This window comes from Paenibacillus beijingensis (assembly GCF_000961095.1).
In the GTDB taxonomy this organism is placed as follows: Bacteria; Bacillota; Bacilli; order Paenibacillales; family Paenibacillaceae; genus Paenibacillus_O; species Paenibacillus_O beijingensis.
In genome coordinates this window covers 5,147,436-5,171,655 of record NZ_CP011058.1, presented here as the reverse complement: position 1 = coordinate 5,171,655, position 24,220 = coordinate 5,147,436, and the positions used below count along the sequence as shown (strand labels likewise).

The window sequence follows — 24,220 nt, the reverse complement described above, 5'->3', positions numbered from 1 at the left end:
TTACAGAACGAGAGGCATCATGTAAAATGAACAAAAAAGATGCTTCGCATTAGAAAAAATGATATCAATTTGAAAGGAGCAGGTGAGATTGGAAAGCGGAGATTTGAAAATTTTTCAGGCGGTCGTCCGGGAAGGGAGCATTACGAAGGCGGCTGCTCAACTAGGATATGTGCAATCCAATGTGACAGCCCGTATCAGGCAGCTTGAAGAAAAACTGCAGATACCGCTCTTTTACCGCTTGAATCGGGGAATAAGTTTAACTTCTGCGGGAAAAAATCTGGCAGTCTATGCCGACCGGATTCTCAGCCAGTTGGATGAGGCCTTCATATCAACCCGATATTCAGAGCATCCCAATGGACCGCTCACGCTTGGTGCGACAGATTCGACGGCAGCGGCCCATCTGCCCGATCTGCTTAAGCCTTATCTCAAAAGTTATCCGGATGTAAAGCTTTCGCTGATTTCGGGTTATTCCAACGATCTGATGAACAAGGTATTGAATTACCATTTAGACGCGGCTTTTATAAACGATCCGGTGAATCATCCCGATTTGCAGCAAATACTAGTTCTCGAAGAGGAGTTGGTCTTGATTTCCGAGCCTGTTGAGGCCGAACCTCGTCAACTGTTGAACAAGCCGTTTCTGTTTTTCGGGCCTCGTTGCATTCACCGGGAAAGAATGGTGCAGTGGCTAAAAGAGGAAAATGTGACTTCGACCAATATCATGGAATTTGGAAGTCTGGATGCCATCATTAAAGGCGTATCGTGTGGTTTGGGAGTCTCTGTGCAGCCAAAATCGTCGGTCAAAAAACTGGTGGAGGAAGGCGCTCTTCATTGTTACCCAATTCCGGAAAAATACCGGAAAGTAAAAGTTTGTTTCATTTATCGCAGGGACATGTTTATGACAAGCGCTATGAAGAAGTTTATCGAGTTGTTGGAGGTAACATTTTCACTGTTAATGAGGTAATTAGGTAGGTAAGATCATTTCGTTCGTAAAATAAAACCGCTCCGGATCGATACTTGCACAGGCAAGAGAGAAAGGAAGGGGATGAGTTTTAGCCCCTTCCTTTGTATTTACCAGCTAACGGATCGGATAAAATGGATGTGTTAGGTGTTTTTTGAATACACAAAAAAACCGCTTCTTTTCTCCCAACCAATCGAAGTCCAAAAGCCATTTCCAACCCTATTATCTTCAATCACAAATATGTGACACTTATCAATTCCTTCTCTGTTTAATTTTTCTAAACTTATTTGCACGAGTTTGTTGCCAATTTTTTGTTTTCTGTAGTCCGGATGTACAGCCAAATGGTAAATGAAACCTCGTCTTCCATCATGCCCGCACAATATCGTCCCGACAATTTTACTGTCATGTTCACATACGTAACTTAATCCTTTGTTTCTGTTTAAATACATATCAATGTTTTCCTTGGAATCAGCATCACTTAACGCTAACCCCTCAATGCCGTTCCACAATTCAATCATTTGTTCGTAATCGTTAATCGTCATCTCTCTGATAATATTCATATCCAAATCCCTTTCTATATAAAAATTTACAATTAATATTCGATGGAATTATTAAGTTTCCTTCTCGCAGCTTATCTTTGTCTATAATATACCGTTACCTGTAACAGGCCTCCTATGTTACTATATGGGAGAAGATTTAGTGAACATCATACAATCACAGACATCTGGAACGGGGAAAAATGTTGAGAACATTTAAAAAGGTTTATATCGAAATTACGAGTATTTGCAATCTCGCCTGTTCCTTTTGCCCGCCAACGGAGCGCAAGGCAAGTTTTATTAAGATGGACGACTTCTCGAAAAGGTTGGATGAGATCAAACCGTTCACCAATTATATTTATTTGCACGTCAAGGGGGAGCCGCTTCTTCACCCCAAGATCGATGAGCTGCTGGATATCAGCCACGAGAAAGGCTTTAAGGTCAATATTACAACGAATGGAACACTGATCGCGAAAAATCGGCATAAATTGCTGGGGAAGCCGGCCCTCAGACAGATGAACTTTTCACTCCACAGCTTTGACGGGCATGAGGGATCAACCGACCGCGAAGGATATTTACGGGAAATCCTCTCGTTCGTCCGTGAAGCGGAAGAGCATAATATCATTTTTTCATTTCGACTATGGAATTTGACGCAGAACAACACAACAAACCTTCAAAAAAGCAGAAATCGCCAGACTCTCGAAATCGTGGAAAAAGAATTTGGCCTTGATTACAAGATCGAAGAAAAGGTAGTGCCGGGCAGCGGAGTGAGAATCGCAAGCCGCGTCTATTTGAACCAAGATGTTGAATTCCAGTGGCCTAGTTTGACAGCGCCCGAGGATGAAGGCAAAGGCTTTTGCCATGCACTTCGCAGCCAGGCGGCAATTCTCGAGAACGGGACTGTCGTACCATGCTGTCTAGATGGGGAAGGGGTAATCAATCTGGGCAATATTAATCAGACATCGTTTTCTGACATTGTGAATGGCGAGCGGGCGAATAATATCGTCGAAGGATTTTCCCGCAGGGAGGCTGTTGAGGAATTATGCAGAAGATGCGGGTATCGCCAGCGGTTTGGAGCGTAATGGTTGAGGGAACAGCCCGATCAACCTGCTATAATGGGAATGAAAGCCTGTCCCATGAAAGGAGAATCGTTCCCATGAAAGACAACAAAATCACTTATGGGTCGATTGACGAATATATTGCAACGTTTTCTCCGGAGATTCAGGATATTCTTCAAACGTTAAGGCAAGTCATCAAAGAGTCGGCGCCGGGTGCAAAGGAGAAGATCAGCTACCAGATGCCTACATTCGAGCTCCATGGAAATTTAGTGCATTTTGCGGCTTTCAAAAATCCGACTCCGAGCGGAATCGAAGAATTCAAAGAGGAGTTAAAGGAATATCACAAATCGAAAGGGACAATACAATTCCCCACCGGTAAGCCGCTGCCATATGAAATTATAAGCCGAATCGTTAAATACAGAGTTGCAAGCAACATGGAAAAAGCTAAATCGAAAAAGAAGAAGTAACAACCGAATGACCACAATGGTTGCCCAACTTTTTTAAGCGTTATCCTAAAGGGACCCGGTACTGGATCATAATAAAGAAAGACTTGGCAGTGGCGGTTGTCATACATAGGCCGACACTTCAACGCAAAGTCTTTCAATGAAACAGGACTGATTTCTGCGGTCCCGTCTTATGCCCCATTTAGCAATAATAAGCGAAAGTTGGCGGTTTCTCTGATACAACCGAAATAAGGAGATTTTTTCAATGAAATTGCTAAAAAGGTTATTTGGAATATCGCCGGTACCCGCAAAGTCGTTTCGGACCCGTTCAGGCAAATCGTTTTCGACCTTCGCACCTGAAGGCTTGAAGTTTCGCGAAGCCGAATCTCTGCGGCAAATAGAGGTCCGTTTTGAACAAGTATTCCGCAAGCACGAGAGTTACTGGGAAAATGTGAAAGACCGGCTGTTCGCAGAGCATCCGGGGATGTCCGAGAAAACGTACTCGTGGCTGCTGTTTGAATTTAAACGTTTTCTTGGTATGAACATTTTGTTGAAGAAGGTAGGGATGTACAGTTCCTCCGTCGATGAGGTTTGGCATGCCGCCCTTATGTTCACGCAGCAATACCAAACGTTTTGTGAGGATCTGCTTGGCTCCATGGTTCATCATGCCCCGCATGTCGGAAATGCGGTAAAACCCGGGAAACACGATCGGGCGTTGTTTGAGCTCGTTTATTCCACCATTTTTGAAGTGTTCGACGAGAATATAACGCTGCTCGGCAAGTTTAACGTTCATAAGCTCGATCCCAAATTTTTGAATCGCGTTTTGTCTTGCGATCGCGCTTTTCTTCTCGACAATTATTTCAAGACGAATTTAATCCGCGAGTTTGAGGCGGCAGCAGCCGATACGGTTAGTCAGATCATAGAACAATTTAGAACCGCTAAAAATCGTCCTCAAAACCGCAGCAAGTCGGAACGCCGTCGTGCCGGAGCTTCTAATACATCGGATAGTTCCGGCAGCGACGTGCTTAACACAATCCTGTTTTGGAACCTCTTTAATGATGACGGCGGTAAAAGTACCCGCGATTCTTCGTGCAGCAGCGAATCTCACGATTCCGGTTCGGGTTCATCTTCCGGCAGCGATGGGTCATCCTCGTCATGCAGCAGTTCATCGTGCGGCTCGTCATGTTCATCATAAGGAAAGCAGACAATTTGAACGTATTGGTGAAACTCAAGCTGAGACAATGCTTGAGTTTTTTTGCTGCCGTCAAAAAATGACCGTTAGAAGAGCATCGGCGGGTTCCGCTCAACTCGCAAGCGTCAGGATCCGACGCGCTTATCGCAGCACGCTTCGCCTGTACAAAGGGGTCATGACTCTTCATGGTAAATCTTCCGCAGGCTTGATAACCGGTAATAATTAGCAAATATCATAGTCCATTGAGCAGTCTTTGCGGCATGCCCGGCTTAAAGTGACGGGGGATGGGGGACCAAACATAACATTAATGTGACACATTATTCATCGGAAATCGAGATGATAACCAACTTATGCTGAACAATCAGTGCATGATGCATAGAAACAACGTTTAATTTTATGGAGTTTAACAATTAGACGTTAACTTTATTGACCGTATTGTGTGATGGAATATATAGTGGATTCAAGAGATCGGCATTCGCTATAACGAAGCATGTTGAATTGCAATGAGCGAGGATTCATCGTGCACATTGTCAGAATATCGGTTATAATAGGGTCTTCATTTGTTCATTCTCTTTGAAAAGCACCTCCTGACTTTATTTTTTCTGGTCCGGAAAAGGTTTTCCTATTATTAGGAGACAGAAATCAGCTTAACTTTCATGGTATAGGAAAAGGTTTTCCTAATGTTGGGAAAGGATTTACGAGAATGGATATCACGATAAAAGATGTTGCCCTTAAAGCGAATGTATCGATTGCTACTGTTTCGCGTGTACTTAATCAGAGCAAGCCTGTCAGCAAAGCTGTGCGGGAAAGAGTGCTGAAAGTTGTGGGCGAGCTCAACTTTAATCCCAATTCGGTTGCGCGCAGTCTCATTATGAAGGAAAGCAAATTAATCGGGGTTTTGATTCCAGGTATTGAAAATACGTACATTTCGATTTTTGTACAGGCTATTGAAGAGGAATTTTTCAAACACAATTATACGACGCTGCTATGCAATACGAAACGTGACACGGATATCGAGCTACATTATTTAAAATTGCTGAGGGAAAAATATGTCGATGGAGTTGTGCTGCTAACATCAGCTCCCAAACCGAAACATATCGAGTTTTTTGAGAACAACGCCGTTCCGGTTGTTTTTGCAAGCCATACCGACAAACAGAGGCGATTTTCAAGTATTAATATCGATGATTACAAGGCTGCGTACGATGCAACCCGGTATTTGATTCAATTGGGACATCGTCGAATCGCTTTTTTCGGAGGGCCTCGGATGTATGTTCAGGTCATTCGGCGCTTGGAAGGATATAAGCAGGCGCTCACCGATCACGGAATTGAGTACGATGAGAAACTGTATTATCCGCTGGACTACACCATCGAATCCGGTTATGAAAGCGGGATGAAGTTGTTCCGACAGAATGACAAGCCCACTGCCGTCTTCTGCATCAGCGATATGGTGGCCATTGGGGCGATTCGGGCGGCGGATGACAGCGGGCTGCGGGTGCCTGAAGATATTTCGGTCATGGGATTTGACGATATCCCGATAGCCAAATCGTACTTGCCGGGCTTCACGACGGTACGCCAGCCGGTCTACGAACTCGGCGTTCAGGCGGCGCAAATGCTGCTCAAGCAAATCCGGCAAAAAGAAGACTATGCTCCTGAAGCAAAAATTCTGCCGCATGAAATTATTATAAGGGGGAGTTGCATAAAAGTATCGCTTTAATCCGCTTCTTCCTGTTTTTCGCTTGTTTCAATCAACTGCATCATTGAAGACTAAATTTAACTAAAGGGGGTTAAAATCAATGAAAAAGAAACTGGCTCTTCTTGCACTTTCCAGCGTTATGACGATGTCCCTCGCCGCATGCGGCGGCAAAACGGATTCTGCCAATTCGGGCAATGAAGCAAGCAATGGAACCAATCAGCAAAACGAAGCAGCGGCGAACGAGGAACTGAAGCCGGAAGAAGGCGCTACACTGGTATGGTGGACGTTAGAAGACCAGAAACCGTACTACGAATATGCCGTGCAGGAATTTGAGAAGAAATACAATATCAAAGTGAAGGTTGAAAATGTGGCCTACTGGGATAGTGTGGCTCGTATGTCGACGGACGGACCGGCCGGAACGGGCGCCGACGTGTTCGGGCTTCAGAACGAAGGTCTTTCACAAGCCGTGAAAGGCGGCCTCGTCATTCCGAACGACTATTTTGAAGAAGATACGAAACAGATCAACCGTGACGAAGCGATCGGCGCAGCTACTTATGAAGGCATTTTGTACGGGTATCCGTGGAACGTATATACAACTTCGCTTTACTACAATAAAGATCTCGTGAAAGACGCCAAGTTTGACACTTGGGACGACATCATCGCGTTCTCGAAAAAATTCAATGACGTCAAAAATAACAAATTCGGCTTTATGTTTGAAGGAAGGCAGTCATTCTTCGATCTTGCATTTATGACAGGATATGGCGGTTATATCTTTGGCAATAACGAAACCGACACGACCGATATCGGCCTGAATAATGAAGGCTCCGTAAAAGGATTGCAGTTTTTCCAATCGCTTAAGGAAATTTTGCCGATGAAATTGACGGATATGACAGGCGACGTTAAATCAGGGCTATGGCAGCAAGGCAAATTGGCGATCAATTTGGATGGTAGCTGGGCAATTGGCGCCAACAGCAAGCTTCCGTTTGAAGTGGGCGTTCTGCCAATGCCGACATTGCCGGGCGGAGAGAACGCGAAGCCGCTTGCCGGCCACACATCGTATTTCGTCAGCGCATATTCGAAATATCCGAATGCGGCGAAGCTGCTTGCCCATTTCATCACGACAAAAGAAATGCAGGTTAAAATTAATGAATTGACCGGCGCCATCCCGGCAGCCAAAGATGTCGAATCGGTTGAAGGGATCCGCAAAGATGAAATGACGCAAGGTTTTTTGAAACAAATCAAAAACAGCCATCGCGTGCCGAACGTGCCTGAAACCCAATACGTATGGCAAAGCCTGGATCCTGCTGTAGATGCGATCTGGAACGGCGCCGATGTCAAGACAACGCTGGACAAAGCGGCCGCAAATATTAAATCGAACATCGAAAACCAAAAATAGTACAAAAACAACAGCGTTGCATAACAGGCGATCACCCGGCGGGTGATCGCATTTCATTGAAAAGGAGTGGAGAGTGATGCAGCAGCTCGCCATGGAGAGAAGCGGATCGCCCAATACAAAACGTTACAGCCGGACAGCCGCCCTGCTGTCTGTGCTTGCGATGGGACTGGGCCAGCTTTATAACCGGCAATATATGAAAGGGTTACTGATGCTCGCCTTTTACGGCTTCGGGATCTATACGGCCGTTACCCGGCTGCCTCATGCGCTTTGGGGCATCGTGACGCTGGGCGAAACGGAAACGAAGCTGAGAAAGGTCGGCAAATTGTACAAGCAGGTGATGGGCGACCATTCAATCTTTTTGCTGATCGAAGGTCTGATCACCGTCTTTATTATGATCGTGTTCGTCTGGCTGTACGTCATCGCCGTTAAAGACGCCTACCATACCGGCAAGCTGCGGGAAGAAGGCGGGAAGCCGAATACGTTCCGCCAGACGATGAGCTATGTCGCTTCCTACCGCTTCCCGCATATCGTGCTGACGATTCCGATGATCGGCGTCTTTTTCTTTACGGTTATGCCGATCGTCTTTATGATTTTGGTTGCCTTTACGAACTTCACCCGGGAGAACATGCCGCCGGCGCATCTGATCGATTGGCACGGCTTCGAAACGTTCCGGGATATTTTCCGGATTAAAGCGTGGAGCCACACCTTCTACAGCGTTACCTTGTGGACGTTCGTTTGGGCCGTACTGGCGACGCTGACCGGTTATTTCGGCGGATTCGCCGTCGCGCTGCTCGTGCAGCAGAAAGGAATCCGGTTCAAATCGTTTTGGCGGACGCTTTTCATTTTGCCGTTTGCGATCCCGATGTTTGTGTCGACGCTCATCCTCCGCAACATCTTCAACGGGCAGTTCGGGCCGCTCAACCAATATTTGAGCCTGCTCGGGTTCGATAAGATGCCGTGGCTGACCGATCCGATGTGGGCGAAATTTACGCTCGTGCTGGCGAACTTCTGGTTAACCTTCCCGGTTTCGATGCTGATGATCATCGGGATCTTGACGACGATCCCGAAAGATATGTACGAAGCGGCGGACATCGACGGCGCAAGCGCCTTCCAGAAAATTGCCCTGATCACGTTCCCGTCGGTCATGCATGCGATGGCTCCGCTCGTCATTATGCAGTTTGTCGGCAACATCAACAACTTCAACATCGTTTACTTGCTGACCAACGGCAAACCGGTTAACGGGGACTTTCAGTTCGCGGGAGATACGGACATTCTGATTACGTGGCTGTTCAAGCTGTCGATGGAGCAGGGGCAGTACAACTTCGCATCGGTGATCGGAATCTTCATCTTTATCGTGCTGTCCGTCTTCGCGATCTGGAACGTGCGCCGTACGAAAGCGTTCAAAGAGGAGGATGCTTAACTATGACACGCAAAGCCAAAACGACGCTGTGGCTATCATTCAGTTACGTGCTGCTCGCGATCATCGGAGTCTTCTGCGTTTACCCTGCGCTGTGGGTGACGATGTCGTCGCTGCGCGTCGGAGACGCGCTCTACAGCGATACGATCATTCCGTCCGCCTTGACGCTGGAGCACTACACGAACCTGTTCGACAAATATCTGTTCGCCGGGTGGTACGTCAACACGCTGAAAATTTCGGTCGCCAGCATGATCATCGGGACGGTTCTGACGCTGCTGACCGGATACGCCTTCTCGATGTTCCGCTTTGCCGGCCGCAAAAATCTGATGAGCCTGCTGCTCGTGCTCGGCCTCTTTCCCGGCTTTATGAGCATGATCGCCATCTATATTTTGCTCAACCAAATGAACCTGCTCAATACGCATTTGGCGATCATTATCGTCTATGCCGCCGGGGCGCCGCTGTTTTTCCTGTTCTCGAAGAGCTACTTCGACACGATTCCGAAAAGCCTGGTCGAGGCGGCGCGCATTGACGGAGCGGGGCATCTGACCATTTTCTTCCGGATCATTATGCCGCTGTCGACGCCGCTGATCGTGTTCACGTCGCTCATGACGTTTACCGGCGCGTTCACCGACTTTATTTTCGCCAAGCTGGTGCTGCGCACGCCGGAGAAAAAGACGCTCGCCGTCGGACTGTTCGATATGATCACCGACCCGTTCTCGACCGAGTTCACCACCTTTGCCGCCGGCTGCGTGCTCGTCGCGGTTCCGATCACCGTTTTGTTCATCCTGATGCAGCGTTTCCTCGTGGACGGATTGACGGCCGGGGCCGAAAAGGGATAAGATTCGTGTTTCTGGTAACGGAATATATTTATTTTTATCTTGAGCCGCGCAAAGCGCGGTTTTTTGTTGTACAGATATGGATGGGGGATAGGCAAGATGGTATGGAGCAGCTGAATTTAGGACATTTTAATCAGAAACAGGTGCTTGTCCATTTTGCCGTAAGAGCAGTCGAGGATTGAATGTAGTCTCGAACTGCTTTCGTATATTGAACATTACTCCATTTTGCTTCGCAACTTACATATCACTTTCAACTAATTGGCAAAAGCTCTCGGGAACTGCTGGACGATGCCGGACGTCATCACATCGGCCATTCCAAGCGCCTGTTCTTCGATACGGTCGCTTATAGCGACGTTCTCCGCATAATTCCCGGCCAGACGGGAGGCTACTTCGCTGCTGAGAAGCTTCAGATGCTCATGAAGCATTTTTTTCCATTCCTCTTCAGACCAGTAAGGATTGATTCGGCCTCAATATTAGGCTTGAATTGAACTACATCCGCACCTGTCAGCATTCCTGGCATAGTATGTAGCAGGGTGGTGATGATAAATGCATTTATCTCTTGCAGACTGTATGATCTACACAATGTGGGCCATTTTTGGGCTGATGATAATTGATTTCTTAATTGCCTTTTTCCGGTTATTTTGGGAAGGCTCTTTCAATCCAACATTTGTATTAGGTTATTTGAAGGATGTCCTGTACTATGTCCTGCCATTGAACGTTATTATATCCATGAGTCCAATTGACCCTACTCGGTGGATTCTTGTCATTTTTTATTTCGTTGGCGGTGTCGCAGTTGTTCTAAAGTATCTAATGGATATCAAAAGAAAATTTCATTAAATGTAATTATTGCCCTCCTTCATGGAGGGCTATATCTTTGTTATTAAAACGCAGTATCCAATTAATGGATGCCAAGCAGTTTTAAACCTAGTTTTACACTGATGTGTTCGCGATTCTCCGTCAAGTAAAGGGCAAAAGCTCTTGTAATCGGCGTATTCATCTCAGATCGAAGCTCAAACAGCTTCTTGGAATCGAGAAAAGGCTGTGCAATGGATCGGGGTAAAAATCCAAAACCGGCCCCTTGCAAAAGCATCGTGAGCATGATGGTGGAGTGATCGGTTTGAAGCGTTGGGACATATCCTGCACCGACAATACTGGAGAACCAGTCTGGGAACGGGGGACCCCACTCAATATGACAATACTCCTGGGAAAAGAAATCTGCCCTGCTTATGATGGATTCCCTTTTTTTAGCGGATACAAGTATTATTTCGTCCTCAAATAGAAATTCTTTTGTAACTTTGGGATGATCCGGCGGGTCGTATCGAATCGCGACTTGCACAATTCCATCAAGCAAGAGATCGCGTACCATATAGCTGGGATCGACATAGCTTAGGAATTTAATCGCAACCTTCGGGTGGTTCCGCCTAAACGAAAGGATGTGCTGCAAGTAATAATAATGCCAGACGGATCCCGGCCCGCTAAGTATAATATAATTCTCCAAATCCTCCGATAAGGTAACCTTGCTCTCTTCAAACAAACGCAGCATCCTCTCGGCATAAGGAAGAAAAGCGATACCTGACGGGGTTAAGTTTACATTGCGGTTATCACGAAGAAACAGCACCTTGCCAATAGAGCTTTCCAAAGCTTTTATTCGAGCTGTAACTGCAGACTGTGAAATATGCAGGTGCTCGGCGGCTTTTGTAAAATTTCGAATTCTGCATACGGTTAAAAAAGCTTCTAATTGAGATAAGTCCATAACATACACCTCAACGATTTGAAAAATTGATTATTGTAATACATAAAATTCGTTATACAAATTATACACGCTCAGTTAATATTTCACTATACCGAATGGGTAGCCGTTGATCATTAAAGGCAACTACGATATTGGAGGGAATTTTATGGTTGATGTTGTGAAAATCGAACAATCAATATCCATTGCAGAGCATGTTGATGATCTTTCGGAACTTATGATTGAGGTCGTTGGAGATGGAGCGTCGATTGGTTTTTTACCGCCATTAAGCCCTTTGGAGGCGGCAAAATATTGGGAACATGTGTTATCCCCTGAAGTGATTTTATTCGTCGCTTTAATCAATGATCAGATCGTCGGAACGGTTCAACTGCATTTGTGTACGAAGCAGAACGGCGGCCATAGAGCAGAAATCGCTAAGTTGATAACCCATCCTCATTATCGGCGCAATGGTATCGGTCGTTCCCTTATGCACAAGGCTGAAGAAAGAGCGAAGCAGGAGGGGAGATCTCTGGTCGTTCTCGACACCCGCGAAGGAGATCCTTCGAATGACCTCTATCTTTCGATCGGTTATCAGGAGGCCGGACGAATTCCCAATTATGCGAAATCTGCAAACGGAGAGCTGCATTCGACGGTTTACTATTATAAATTATTTGGTTAAATGTAACTGAAAAGCTATAATATGTTGAATTTTGCGGGTAAATAATAACTTTTATCAGGCTGCCAAAGGAACGATCGGCAGCCATTACTTTTTTGTGCCTATGACACTTATAAGTACGTACTTACTATTTCGATCGTATAAATATATAATTTCCCCAAGCAGCAAATACAGCCGGGACTGGAATACGGAAGTTCGGCTTCATACAAATGATTCAATTAGGAGGGTGTATACAATTGATCGGAATTGGCATTGAACAATACGGAGATGAACATCAAATAAAGACGATCAGCGTTCCAACCGAACAAGTGGGTCTGAACGATCTATTGATCTCGATAAAAGCTAGCGGGGTAAACCCCGTCGACTGGAAAGTAAGGGATGGACTTTTAAAACAAGATTTCCCATATCAGCTTCCTCTAATTTTAGGCTGGGATGGAGCAGGGAAAGTGGCTGCTGTCGGATCGGACGTAAAGCAATTTCAAGTCGGCGACGATGTCTTTTTCAGACCGGAAATGGAAAAACACGGTACGTACGCTGATGAAATCGTCGTTCCGGCACATCTTGTCGCCCCGATGCCTCGCGGTTTGACCTACGTTGAAGCTGCTTCGCTTCCATTGGTGGGGTTAACGGTTTGGCAGGCGCTTGTAGAAGCAGGAAATATTCAGCCTGGGGATAACGTTCTCATTTTAGCGGGAAGCGGCGGAATCGGCTCTTTTGCCGTTCAATTGGCGAAAGCAAGAGGTGCCTATGTGGCGGCGACAACAAGCTTGAAAAATCAAGATTTTGTACGTGATTTGGGTGCGGATGAAGTTCTTGTTTATGATTTGGGCCGCATCGAGACAACGACGAAATTTGACTTTATGCTGGATACGCTTGGAGGTGCGGCATACGGCGATGCATTGAAATTGATGAAGCCGAATGCAACCGTGGCGACAATCATTAGCGCGCGGGATGCCGTACGTCCCGATTATGTCGATGCCATGGAAGATGAGCTTCAGTTGACCATAAAGTTTGTTTTTACCCGTCCGGACGGAAGAAATATGAACCATATTCGGGAGCTGGTGGAATCTCAGAAAGTGAGGCCGATTGTAACCGAAGTTTATCCGCTTACGGTTGATGGCGTAGCAAAGGCGCACCTTTCCAATCAAACAGGGAGATCAAGAGGCAAAATCGTTCTGAGCAGAGAATAAGATTTGATATAAATATATTTATATATAACCGATAATAATCTAATTTGTTTTATAGCAAAAGTGAATATACAATAGGACTGCAACAACAAATAACAAACAGAGGAGAGGAATCAAAAATGTCAAAAAAAATCTTAATGGTCGTAACATCCGCCAATCAAATAAACAGTGAAAAGTCTACAGGACTTTGGCTGTCGGAGTTTGCTGAGCCGTATATTGAGTTTACCAAAGAAGGATATAATATTACGGTAGCAAGTCCTTTGGGCGGAAAAACTCCTGTTGATCAAAACAGCTTGAGCGCCGATTTGCCTCAAGAAATCGTAGACGCTCAGAAGTACCTTGCGAATACGATTAAACTGGATGAAATTATCGCTTCGGATTACGATGTTATTTTCTTGCCGGGCGGCCACGGAACGATGTTTGATTTGCCGGACAACGAGAAGCTTCAATCCTTGCTGAGCCAATTCTATGAAAACGACAAAATCGTAGCCGCGGTATGCCATGGACCTGCCGGTTTAGTAAATGCAAAATTATCGAACGGCAAATATCTCGTGGAAGGCAAACGGATTACAGCCTTTACGGATTCGGAAGAAAAAGCGGCCGGTTTGGATCAATACATGCCGTTTCTTTTGGAGTCCAAGCTTCGTGAAGCCGGCCCGATCTTCGTTACGGCGGCTGATTGGTCGGACCATTATGAAGTTGACGGAAATTTAATAACGGGTCAAAACCCTCAATCGACACTTAGCGTGGCAAAAGAAATCATTGCCAAGCTGCAAGCTTGATAATCTTTTTTTTATTGGCAACCATCGCCCGCGTTTGTTACGGGCCAAGGTTGCCAATTTCTTTTTTTTCAAATGGCGGGACGGATCGGGGTATGTTATCGTTCTCAAAAGAAGGATTTGAGGAAGAAAGGAAGAATGTTTTTTTAGTACAATCTAAGAAATTTTCTGCAGCTACCCGCATATTCTAGACTAACCTCCACGATTTACCATTGTTAACGTTGTGAAGTTGAGATAGAGCCTTAACAAAACAGCCATTTGCTTTCGACACTCCATTTATTAGCCTAATAACAACCCAAACATTGTCAAAAAATAGTTACATTTATGTGCCTATATTACGAAAAAGTTACTATATCACAAGAAAGTGCGTACTTATCATTAATATTAGGCAGATCTATAATAGCACCCATAACCATTCGAACCGGCTGTGATGGCAAGCCGGCAAGAAGGTTTGGATATAAAAATATTTATAGAAGTGGAGTGGGGTAGATGTCCAAGATAACAGTTTATCCTCATTACGGCTCGATCAACGGGGTGGTTCAGGTACCGCCATCCAAGTATCATTTGCATCGTGCTTTAATTTTTGGATCGCTAGCCGACGGTGAAACGACCATCCACGGAAAATCAGGCGCTCTTCATATCCGTGATACGCTGAATTCCCTCAGTGACTTCGGTGTTGATGTGCAACATTTGCATAACGGTTATGCAGTCCGCGGAGGAACGTACAATCCGTCGAACGGTAAAATTCGAGTCGGAAGCTCCGGTTCGACGCTGCAGTTTATGCTCGGCTTGGGCAGTCTCTCCGAAGGGGTGGCGCCGACATACAATGGGCACAAGGCGCTGAGGGAAAGACCCATCGGCCCGCTGCTCGAAGCGTTGGGTGCCATGGGCGTTGAGTGGCAGGCAAACAACTACAAAATGCCGGTTACAATTCAACCCGGCAGACCTAAAGGCGGTCATATTCAAATCCCCGGAACGCTAAGCCAATGGATATCGGGACTGCTTATTCTCGCGCCATTTGCTGAGAAAGATACGATTATTGAAGCCCTTCCCCCTCATAACGAGTTCACATATGTCCAATTGACGATTGAGATGCAAAGGAAATTCGGCATCCACATTGAAGAGGATCCATCCGGAACAAAGTGGAGAGTACCAGCCGGCCAGAAGTATCAACCGACAGAAATACATATCGAGCCGGATTTATCTTCCGCTGCGTTCCTGCTGGTTCTTAGCGCGTTATATCCTTCGGATATCGTACTGCAGGGTCTAGAGGGAGTTGGAACACATCCGGAAAACAAAATACTGGATATAATAGAAGAGTTTGGCGTTTCGCTGAAGTACGACAAACAAATCAACGGGGCTCGAATCAGCCACCCATTCTTCCGTCCGGTCGGCGGTCGCGAGATCGACATGCGCCATATCCCGGACTTGATCCCGGCGTTGTCCGTACTGGCTGCACTATCTCAAGGGACGACGGTTCTCAAAAACATCGGTCCGGGCCGCATGAAAGAGTCCAACCGGGTCAAAGCCATGCTTCAGTTAAACAAAATGGGAGCCAAAATTCAGGAGATCGGCGACGACTTGATTATCAAAGGGGTTGAACGACTGACGGGTGCCTCGATTTCAACATACAATGACCACCGCGTCCAAATGGCGTTCACAATCGCCGCAATGAGGGCGGCAGATAAGGCCAGCCAATTGACCTTTCCGAACGCTTATCGTATCTCTTATCCGGAATTTTTCGATCATCTGGACGTGCTCAGGAATTCCGGGCTGGAAACAGCCCAGCTGAAGAGAAACTCGTTGGCAGAGGAGATTATGCGTGTATGATTACGACTAATCGCATAGAAAGTGAATTGTTGATTCTGAACAAAATAGATCATGCCGACCCCAACAAAGATGCGATCGTTGACTTGAGCGGACCGACTCCAATCACCTTAAGCTACGGCGAACTGAATGCACTTGCGAATCGCGCCGCGCAAGGGCTTATCGAGTTAGGGGTGGAAAAAGGTGAAAATGTCGCTTACTTGCTTCCTAACTACTGGGAATTTGCAGTGCTGACTCTTGCCATCTGGAAAGCCGGCGCGGTTGCCTGTCCTATGCTCCCGGCTTTAAGGGAGAGAGAAATTCTGTTTATAATGAGCAGATCCAAAAGCAAGCTGTTAATTATCCCTTCGGAGTTCCGCAATTTTCATTACGGCCCCATGATCGAAAGCATCCGCTCCGACTTGCCGGAACTGAGGTCTGTAATTACAATCCAGTCGAGAGACCCCGGGGATTTAAAGGATGGACTTGGCGGACTGGCCTCTAAGGAAGCGGATCTGGAAGAAATCGGACGCCGCCGGCCGGATTCCAGTTGTCCGTCGCAGCTGCTGTTCACATCGGGTACAACAGGCGAACCGAAAGGAGTCATTCATACTCACGGTTCGCTTGGCCATGGCGTTTCCGCTCATGTGCAGACGCTCGGACTGACTGCAGAGGATACGATTTGGGTTCCGTCCCCTATGGCGCACCAAACGGGTTTCCTCTACGGCATGTCAATGGCGTTTTATCTTGGAGCCAAACATGTGGGCCAAGCGGTATGGAGCGTTGAAACGGCTCGAACCGCCATTGAAGAGCACGGCGTTTCGTTTGTTCAGGCGGCAATGCCTTTTCTTGCGGATTTAACCCGTGAAGAACATCCGCCGAAAGGGCTTCGGATATTTATTGCCACCGGCGCTCCGGTACCGCGCAAGCTGGCGCAGGAAGCAAGCGACCGGTTGAAATGCAAAGTCGCGGGTGGCTGGGGCTCGACCGAAACCTGCATGATCAGCGTCGGATCCGTAACGTGTTATATGGAATCATCCTGGAATACGGATGGTCAGGTTATTGCGGGCCGGGAAATGAAAGTTACGGGTGAAGACGGCCGCACGCTTCCCCCTGGACAGGAAGGCTTGTTCAAAGTTAAAACTCCGGCGATGTTTACCGCATACTTGGATCATCCGGAATGGTACGAAGCGGCTGTCGATGCCGTCGGCTTTTTCAATACGGGGGATATGGCGGTCATCGACGAGCAGGGCAATGTGCGATTGACGGGCCGGATAAAAGACATCATCAACCGCGGCGGAGTAAAGATTCCGGTTTCCGAGATTGAAAATCTGCTTTACCAATTTGAGGCGCTGCGGGACGTCGCGGTAGTCGGCATGCCCGATCCGCGGTTGAACGAGCGTATTTGTGCCTATGTATCGTTAAAAAATCCGCAAGATACAATCACTTTGAGCGATGTGACCTCTTATTTGCATGCAAAAGGCGTCACCAAAATTTATTGGCCAGAACGGCTTGAAAGCATTGAGGAGATGCCCCGTACGACAACGGGGAAAATTCAGAAATATGTTCTGAGAGAAATGATTGCGAATAAGCTGGGCTCCAATTAAGTTATCATGACGAGTCGGAGTCGTTTATGCCCGGCTGCTATAATCGATGATCATAACGAGACTAATCCTACTAATTGAGCGAGGAGATCCAGGGATGAACGAAGCTGACTTTCTGAAATTGAAAGATGAAGTGAAAACGTATGTAAACGGCCGGCTGCGGGAGCTTTCCGAGCGGATCGAAGAAACCGGACAGTGCGGATCGGACATTTGGCAGGAGCTGAGGGAGCATGGTTACCTGCGCTTGGCTGCTCCGACGGAATACGGCGGATATGGTCTCAGCTTTTCTCAATATCTGCAAATTCTCGAACTGTTTTCCCAGTCGCACGGCTCCATCCGCATGGTCGTGCACGTTATCAATGGCATTTGGCGCCCGATCGACTTTTTGGCAAGCGAGGAGCAGCGGGAACGGTTCGTGAAGCCGCTGGTGCGCGGCGAGATCACCGCGGCCTTTGCCCTGACCGAACCGAATGCGGGTTCAGGAGCCGATATCCAGACATCGGCGCGCAAACAAGGCGATGAGTACATATTGAACGGGGTAAAATGGCTCATCACTTTCGGTGATACGGTCGATTATCTGCTGCTGTACGCGCGTATGGAAGGTACCCGGGGCTACGAAGGCACTATCGCACTGCTCGTTCCCAGAACGGCGGACGGCGTCGAGATCAATGTGATGCCTCCAACCCTTGGTCTTACGGGAACCGGCCATGCTCACATCGTTCTTAAAGACGCGCGGGTTCCGGCGGGCAATTTGCTGGGCGAAGTAGGACAAGGCCTTGCCGGTGCATTAAACGGCTTTCTGGATCCGAGCCGGATTTGCGTCGGCATGACCTGCGTCGGCTTGGCTCAACGCGCTTTCGATTTGGCTGTTCAGCGGAGCCGCGAACGCGTGACGTTCGGCAAATCGCTCAGCCAGCGTCAAGTGGTGCAATCTTGGATCGCGGAAATGGCAACCGACATTGAAGCTGCCCGGCAGCTCGTGATGTATGCGGGAAGGTTGAAGGACGAAGGCGCTTTGACGCCGCCGCCGGCTTCGATGGCGAAGCTGTATGCGCTCGAGATGCTGCAGCGCGTTACAGACAAATCGCAGCAAATCTGGGGCGGCATCGGTTACTTCAAGGGATACGAAATCGAACGGATTTACCGCGATGCGCGGGCGCAAAAATTCGAAGAAGGAACGGCCGAGATTCAAAAAGCAGTTATCGCCAAGCATGTGTTGGCGGGAGAGTGAAGCAGACGATGGGAGAAAGTTTATTGTTCAGACCGGGCCGCATCGGATCGCTAGATCTTAATCACCGCATCTTGATGGGGGCCATGCACCTTGGGATCGAGGGACAGCGCGATTCGCTCCCCCAGCTCAAAGCGTTCTATGAAGAACGGGTACGAGGCGGAGCGGCGATGATCATTTCTGGCAATGTCGCCGTTCTCCCTGAGGGAGGGGGCCACGGCATGTTTTGCCTGACCGAAGCGGATCATCTCGCCCAGCTGACGGAATTGATCAAAGCCGTTCACAACGCCGGGGGAAAAATGGCACTGCAGCTCACCCACTGGGGGCGGTATGCGAAAAGTTCGGAGACAGGGCGTACTCCTTGGGCTCCGAGCCCGATCGCTTCGCGGCTAACGAAGGAAACGCCGGCCGAAATGACGCTCGCAGATATCGCAAAATTGAAGAAAGCGTTCGCCGCAGGCGCAACGTTTGCCGCTTCCGCCGGTTTTGACGCCATCGAAATTATGGGTTCCGAAGGATATTTGCTGAACCAATTCGTGTCTCCGCTGACGAACAAACGCACCGACGGATACGGTCAAAGTTTGGACGGGCGGATGAGATTATGCCTGGAGATCGTGGAGGAAATCCGCAAGCAAGCCGGAAACGATCCTCCTATCATTTACCGCATCTCGGGTGACGACTTTATGGAAGGAAGCACGACCCGGGAAGAAACGCTGGAATTCGCCCGCCGATTGGAGCAGAGCGGTGTCGATGCGCTTAATGTCGGGATCGGCTGGCACGAATCGTCCTTGCCGACGGTAGGAGCGATCGTGCCGCCGGGTGCGTTCGCCCATATTGCCGCTTCCATCCGGGCAGCAGTCTCGATTCCGGTTATCGGGGCGAATCGCATCCATACACCCGAAACGGCCGAGCAATTGCTCGCCCGGGGAGACATTGATTTTGTCGCCCCTGCACGTCCGTGGCTGGCCGATCCTGCATTTGCGCAAAAAATCATCGAATCGGACCGCGACGGCTTAAATCTGTGCTTATCTTGCAACCAGGCATGCTTGGACCATACATTGGGACATCCGCCGAAGCCGGTCAGCTGTTTGGTAAATCCGCGTGCGGGCAAAGAGGCCGTAACCATCCCGCCGGCGGACAAGCCGCTTGCCATCGCCGTCGTTGGCGGGGGCGTTGCCGGGCTGCAAGCGGCTAAGACGGCTGCGGAACGCGGTCATCATGTGACGTTATTCGAAGCTGACAATCGGCTTGGCGGGCAATTCAGACTCGCTTCGCATATTCCCGGCAAAGATATTTTTCGTGAAACGATCCGGTATTTCCGGGTTTCATTGGAACGGCTGGGTGTAACCATTCGGCTGAACACGTCCCCTTCCATGCAAGAGTTGAACCCGTTCGATCGCGTCATTATGGCGACCGGCGTTCAGCCGTACATCCCTGAAACACTCGAAGGCGTCGATTTACCGCATGTATGCACGTATGCCGATATTTTGTCAGGAACGAGGCCTTTGGGGCGGCAAATCGTCATCGTAGGCGGAGGGGGAATCGGCAGCGATGTAGCCCACTACATTGTCGAAAAAATGAAGCTTCAGCCACATGTGCAGACTTTTTTTGCGGAACGGGGTTATGGATCTGAACATCATGAGACGGTAACTATTACGCTCGTTTCTCGTTCGGAGAAAGTAGCCAAGGGCGTCGGTCCAACTTCCAGATGGGTGCTCCTTGCAGAGCTGAAGCGAAGCGGGGTTCAAATCGTGAAAGGCTACCGCTGCACTGCTATAACTTCGGAGGGCGTCTGGGTAGAGAACGATTCGGAAAAACGGTTTTTGAAAGCTGATCAGGTTGTGCTTTGCACGGGCCAGCGATCGCGGACGGAAATGGCGGAATTCATGAAAGAACAGCTTCATGCCGATTTAATAGGCGGGGCCAGCGATGCTTCGGAGCTGAACGCCGCGCGGGCCATCCGCCAGGCTTACGAACTTGCTGCCGGCGTCTAATCTTATCTTCTTTGTGAAAGGATGCGATATCGTTGTCTCAATCGTTAAAAGGAAAAAAAGTGCTTATTACCGGCAGCTCGCGCGGAATCGGACGTGCCACTGCATTGGCTTTCGCAAAAGAGGGCGCGGATGTAGTGATTCACTACCGCAGAGATGAGGAGGCCGCAATCGCAGCGGCCGAAGAAGTGCGCAAGTTTGGCGTACAGGCTTTAATTTGCAAAGCCGAGCTGGAATCTCCAGCTGAGATCGACGAGATGTTCGATACGATCACAACGGAATGGGGAGCGCTCGACGTCTTTATGGCCAACGCTGCGGCTACTGCATTTAAACCGGCTATGGAGACGAAAGATTATCATATTGACAGAACGTACCAGGTCGTCATCAAAAGCGTTCTGCATGCCGTTCAGCGCGCCGTACCGCTAATGGAAGGAAGAAACGGGCGCATCATAACGATATCCAGCTTGGGGAGCCAGTTCACGCTTCCCTTCTATTCGAATATCGGATCCGCCAAGGCGGCTTTAGAATCGCTGACGCGTTATTTGGCAACCGAGCTCGGGCCCAAAGGCATTACAAGCAACACGATTTCCCCTGGAGTCGTGGAAACCGACTCGGTTCGATTCTATGCCAAGGATGCATTCGAGACGTTCAAAACAAACGTCATCAGCCGCACTCCGCTCCAGCGGCTTACTCAGCCGGAAGATGTGGCGGGGCTTGCTTTGTTTTTGGCAAGCGACGCAGCGAGCTTTATTACCGGCCAGGTAATCGGAGTCGATGGAGGCTTGACGCTGATCGCTTATGGACCCGACGGCAAATGACATTGCGACTCTGATTGGGTTAAGTAAATTTAGGAGATATAATAAATAAAAGAGAATAAGGAATGATGAAAATGGGCGCGATTTCGATAACTGCAATTCTTCAAGCTAAACCAGGCAAAGAGCAGCTTCTGCGGCAAGAGCTGTTGAAAGTAGTGACCCCCTCCAGAGCGGAAAAGGGTTGCTTGAACTACATCCTTCATCAATCTGTCGAAAATGAAGCAATTTTTGTATTTTATGAAACGTGGAAAGATGAGGAATCAATAAATCTCCATATTGAAACAGACCATTACAAGCAATACCGCCATCATACGGAAGCCCTTATTGAGACAAGGCAGGTCTATCGATTACAAGAAGTCGTTCATTAGGTTTGTACGAGAGGAATTTGTTCATGGCCAATTTTGAATGGTACCGAAGCTTTATCAGTATTTATAAACATAGTTCCGTATCGGAAGCTGCCAAAACACGGATCATGACGCAACCGGCGATGAGTCAGCATTTGGCTTCATTAGAAGCGGAGGTTGGCGAACCGTTGTTTACAAGAACATCAAGGAAGATGGTTCCGACCGAAAGGGGGAAAGAGCTGTATTCGCAATTGGTACCTCTCATTGAGTCATTGGAGGAGACAACGCTAAATTTAAAAGCGGTCTCATCTCCCACGCTTCCGATTATAAAAATCGGCTCAGCATATGAGTTTTTCAGAGAAAAAATTGCTCCGTCTCTCGGAGACTTTAATATGCGTGTGAACGCTTATTACGGCTTTGCATCGTATATTTTAGAATTATTAACGGAAGAAAAGGTCGACATTATCGTAACCTCACAAAAATATTCAGCGCCCGGTATCGAATATGTTCATTATGTAGAAGAAGAGTTTGTAATCGTGGCACCTTACGACTTTGATATTCCTGACTTCGATAACCCGAAACAACTTGAAGCGTGGCTATGTTCACAAGCTTGGCTTAGTTACGGTCTTGAATTGCCTATTATTCGCAGGTTTTGGAGGAAGAACTTTCAAAAACGTCCTCAAATGAAACCTCAGCACGTATTGCCAGATCTGCATATTATTTTGTCTGCGATCGAGCATGGCGCCGGTATAAGTTTATTGCCTACTTACATGTTGGCTAACGCCTTGCAAACCAATAAAGTAAAAATAATATGTGAGCCTTATATCGTAACGAATGATTTATATATCGCGGTTAAAACAAAGAATCGAAACTTGCCAAATGTAAAAATGATGATTGAAGCTTTAAAAAAAATCATTTAACTTCATCGCAAAAGAACCTTCAAAACCACAGTAGTGGATGAAGGTTCTTTTTCTTATCACGGTTAATTCCGTTCAAGTTTGGCCGAAATGCCGGTTAGAATGATCGCAACGATAACCATGATCGATCCGACCCAAGCCGTATGCACGAGTCCCATCGAATCGACAACAACCCCGCCGATAAATGCGCCGACTGCGATCCCGATGTTGAACGCTGCAATATTGAGTGCCGAAGCAACGTCTACTGCTGTTGGAACGTATTTTTCAGCCAGCTGGACGACATACAATTGGAGACCCGGTACATTCATGAATGCGAACAGTCCCATTAATATTACACCAATCAGTCCAGCCACTTTAAATGGAATGAGGAACGATAAAAGAATGAGAACAGCGGCTTGTAAAATAAACATCATCAGCAGTGCGCGTATCGGATTTTTGTTGGCCCATTTTCCTCCGAAAGAGTTACCGAATGCTACAGCAATGCCATAGACGATCAAGATAATGTTAACCGCGCCTTCACTGAATCCGGTAACATCGTGCAGGAGCGGGGTCAAAAAAGTGAAGGCTACAAATGTTCCGCCGTAACCGAGCGCAGTGATAAGAAATCCAAGAAGCAGCCGGCTGTTTGTAAGCAGGCGGAACATATCCGCAAATTTAGCCGGAGGTGATTGCTTCAAATAATTCGGAATGAGTGCGGCGCTGGAAATGATCGCAATGATACCCAGCAGGGCAACACCCCAAAAAGTCGCTCTCCAGCCGAATGCTTGCCCGATGAATGTGCCTAAAGGAACGCCTGTCACAATTGCAATCGTAAGTCCGGTGAACATGAGCGCGATGGCGCTGGCCTTTTTTTCCGGAGATACTAGCTGAACCGCGATGGTTGCCCCAATGGAGAAAAAGACGCCGTGTGAAAATGCGGTAATGAATCGTGCGATAAGCAACAGTTCAAATGAAGGGGAAAGTGCGGCGACAACGTTGCCGATGATAAATACAATCATCAGCGACATAAGCAATGATTTGCGGCTCATGCGATTAGTGAGTGCGGTTAAGATTGGGGCTCCGACTGCAACACCGATCGCATAACCTGAAATAAGAAGGCCGGCTAACGTAATGCTGATTTTCAAGTCGCCGGCGATGGCTGCCAGCAAACCTACTGGAACAAACTCCGTCGTTCCGATACCGAATGCGCTGATCGCGAGGGCAAGCAGTGCCCAGGTTCCTGATTTTGGCGTCACTTTATGTTGAGACGCGGATTGTCCAATTGATTGGCTCATCATAATCCTCCTGATAACATTGAATTTGAATTTGCACCGGACTTTACTTTCGGTTCACGAGTGTTATTATAAAGTCATAAAGACGTTCTTGGTAAGTACGTACTTTCAAGTGTCATAGAAACCTTTTGGGTATATAGGCACCAAAAAGTACCTATATTAAAGCCGCATCAGTGCCGCTCCGCGATTTCATCCGATTCAAGCCATCCTATCTGCCAACTTTCTTTAAGGCGTATCCCACGGAAATAATTCATAGAATAGTTCATACCGCCGGAGTCATATTTTAGCTTCACAACCCCTTCATTCTCTCAAAATTGGTATAATATAGGCAGTAGGATAGAGAT

General features: G+C 47.6%; 22 protein-coding genes. 18 read left to right on the top strand and 4 right to left on the bottom strand.

Annotated features, from left to right (window positions below; genetic code table 11):
* Window positions 1-88 precede the first annotated feature (88 nt).
* On the top strand, window positions 89-961 hold the full coding sequence (locus VN24_RS23345; RefSeq protein ID WP_045672379.1) for a LysR family transcriptional regulator: 873 nt from the start codon (window positions 89-91) through the stop codon (window positions 959-961).
* Between the two features lie 140 nt (window positions 962-1,101).
* On the opposite strand, the gene VN24_RS23340 is transcribed toward VN24_RS23345, so the two are convergent.
* The gene (locus VN24_RS23340) at window positions 1,102-1,518 is read right to left on the bottom strand and encodes a GNAT family N-acetyltransferase (RefSeq protein ID WP_045672378.1); all 417 of its coding nucleotides are present in this window, start codon (window positions 1,516-1,518) and stop codon (window positions 1,102-1,104) included.
* Between the two features lie 182 nt (window positions 1,519-1,700).
* Here VN24_RS23340 and VN24_RS23335 point away from each other — a divergent pair, with 182 nt between their 5' ends.
* The 7 genes from VN24_RS23335 to VN24_RS23305 all read left to right on the top strand — a co-directional run bounded on the left by VN24_RS23335 (window position 1,701) and on the right by VN24_RS23305 (window position 9,532).
* Complete coding sequence (locus tag VN24_RS23335) at window positions 1,701-2,576, top strand: radical SAM/SPASM domain-containing protein (RefSeq protein ID WP_045673625.1); 876 nt, start codon at window positions 1,701-1,703, stop codon at window positions 2,574-2,576.
* A gap of 74 nt (window positions 2,577-2,650) precedes the next feature.
* Window positions 2,651-3,019 (top strand): iron chaperone, encoded by a 369-nt coding sequence (locus tag VN24_RS23330; RefSeq protein ID WP_045672377.1) that lies wholly within the window; start codon window positions 2,651-2,653, stop codon window positions 3,017-3,019.
* Between the two features lie 241 nt (window positions 3,020-3,260).
* Entirely contained in the window at window positions 3,261-4,190 is a 930-nt protein-coding gene (locus VN24_RS23325) for a glycine-rich domain-containing protein (RefSeq protein ID WP_045673624.1), read from the top strand.
* A 700-nt stretch (window positions 4,191-4,890) separates the two neighbouring features.
* Entirely contained in the window at window positions 4,891-5,901 is a 1,011-nt protein-coding gene (locus VN24_RS23320) for a LacI family DNA-binding transcriptional regulator (RefSeq protein ID WP_045672376.1), read from the top strand.
* Between the two features lie 79 nt (window positions 5,902-5,980).
* Complete coding sequence (locus VN24_RS23315; protein WP_045672375.1) at window positions 5,981-7,276, top strand: sugar ABC transporter substrate-binding protein; 1,296 nt, start codon at window positions 5,981-5,983, stop codon at window positions 7,274-7,276.
* Between the two features lie 76 nt (window positions 7,277-7,352).
* Window positions 7,353-8,696 carry a carbohydrate ABC transporter permease gene (locus tag VN24_RS23310; RefSeq protein ID WP_082084090.1) on the top strand — a complete coding sequence of 448 codons (1,344 nt, stop codon included), beginning with the start codon at window positions 7,353-7,355 and terminating at the stop codon, window positions 8,694-8,696.
* Window positions 8,697-8,698: 2 nt separating this feature from the next.
* Window positions 8,699-9,532: a sugar ABC transporter permease gene (locus VN24_RS23305; protein WP_045672374.1), complete on the top strand. Its 834-nt coding sequence runs from the start codon at window positions 8,699-8,701 to the stop codon at window positions 9,530-9,532.
* Window positions 9,533-9,783: 251 nt separating this feature from the next.
* On the opposite strand, the gene VN24_RS27510 is transcribed toward VN24_RS23305, so the two are convergent.
* Entirely contained in the window at window positions 9,784-9,954 is a 171-nt protein-coding gene (locus VN24_RS27510; protein ID WP_193790084.1) for a hypothetical protein, read from the bottom strand.
* A gap of 473 nt (window positions 9,955-10,427) precedes the next feature.
* Entirely contained in the window at window positions 10,428-11,282 is an 855-nt protein-coding gene (locus tag VN24_RS23290; protein WP_045672372.1) for a LysR family transcriptional regulator, read from the bottom strand.
* 145 nt (window positions 11,283-11,427) lie between these two features.
* Here VN24_RS23290 and VN24_RS23285 point away from each other — a divergent pair, with 145 nt between their 5' ends.
* From VN24_RS23285 to VN24_RS23240, 10 genes are all read left to right on the top strand, one after another.
* Window positions 11,428-11,937 (top strand): GNAT family N-acetyltransferase, encoded by a 510-nt coding sequence (locus tag VN24_RS23285; protein WP_045672371.1) that lies wholly within the window; start codon window positions 11,428-11,430, stop codon window positions 11,935-11,937.
* A 233-nt stretch (window positions 11,938-12,170) separates the two neighbouring features.
* Window positions 12,171-13,124 carry an NADP-dependent oxidoreductase gene (locus VN24_RS23280; RefSeq protein ID WP_045672370.1) on the top strand — a complete coding sequence of 318 codons (954 nt, stop codon included), beginning with the start codon at window positions 12,171-12,173 and terminating at the stop codon, window positions 13,122-13,124.
* A gap of 116 nt (window positions 13,125-13,240) precedes the next feature.
* Window positions 13,241-13,903, top strand: coding sequence for a type 1 glutamine amidotransferase domain-containing protein (locus VN24_RS23275; protein ID WP_045672369.1), 663 nt, complete (start codon window positions 13,241-13,243; stop codon window positions 13,901-13,903).
* Window positions 13,904-14,389: 486 nt separating this feature from the next.
* Window positions 14,390-15,730, top strand: coding sequence for a 3-phosphoshikimate 1-carboxyvinyltransferase (gene aroA, locus VN24_RS23270; RefSeq protein WP_052703110.1), 1,341 nt, complete (start codon window positions 14,390-14,392; stop codon window positions 15,728-15,730).
* A complete protein-coding gene (locus tag VN24_RS23265) occupies window positions 15,727-17,313 on the top strand; it encodes an AMP-binding protein (RefSeq protein WP_045672368.1) in 1,587 nt (528 codons plus the stop codon). The genes aroA and VN24_RS23265 overlap by 4 nt, the downstream gene beginning before the upstream one ends.
* A 94-nt stretch (window positions 17,314-17,407) precedes the next feature.
* Window positions 17,408-18,541, top strand: a complete 1,134-nt coding sequence (locus tag VN24_RS23260; protein ID WP_045672367.1) for an acyl-CoA dehydrogenase family protein — start codon at window positions 17,408-17,410, stop codon at window positions 18,539-18,541.
* Window positions 18,542-18,549: 8 nt separating this feature from the next.
* The gene (locus tag VN24_RS23255) at window positions 18,550-20,532 is read left to right on the top strand and encodes an oxidoreductase (RefSeq protein WP_045672366.1); all 1,983 of its coding nucleotides are present in this window, start codon (window positions 18,550-18,552) and stop codon (window positions 20,530-20,532) included.
* 32 nt (window positions 20,533-20,564) lie between these two features.
* Entirely contained in the window at window positions 20,565-21,347 is a 783-nt protein-coding gene (locus VN24_RS23250; protein ID WP_045672365.1) for an SDR family oxidoreductase, read from the top strand.
* Between the two features lie 62 nt (window positions 21,348-21,409).
* Window positions 21,410-21,712 (top strand): putative quinol monooxygenase, encoded by a 303-nt coding sequence (locus VN24_RS23245; protein ID WP_338012197.1) that lies wholly within the window; start codon window positions 21,410-21,412, stop codon window positions 21,710-21,712.
* 23 nt (window positions 21,713-21,735) lie between these two features.
* Entirely contained in the window at window positions 21,736-22,608 is an 873-nt protein-coding gene (locus VN24_RS23240; RefSeq protein ID WP_045672364.1) for a LysR family transcriptional regulator, read from the top strand.
* Between the two features lie 62 nt (window positions 22,609-22,670).
* Here the strand turns inward: VN24_RS23240 and VN24_RS23235 are convergent, their stop codons facing one another.
* Window positions 22,671-23,882 (bottom strand): MFS transporter, encoded by a 1,212-nt coding sequence (locus tag VN24_RS23235; protein WP_169751051.1) that lies wholly within the window; start codon window positions 23,880-23,882, stop codon window positions 22,671-22,673.
* Window positions 23,883-24,220: the final 338 nt, after the last annotated feature.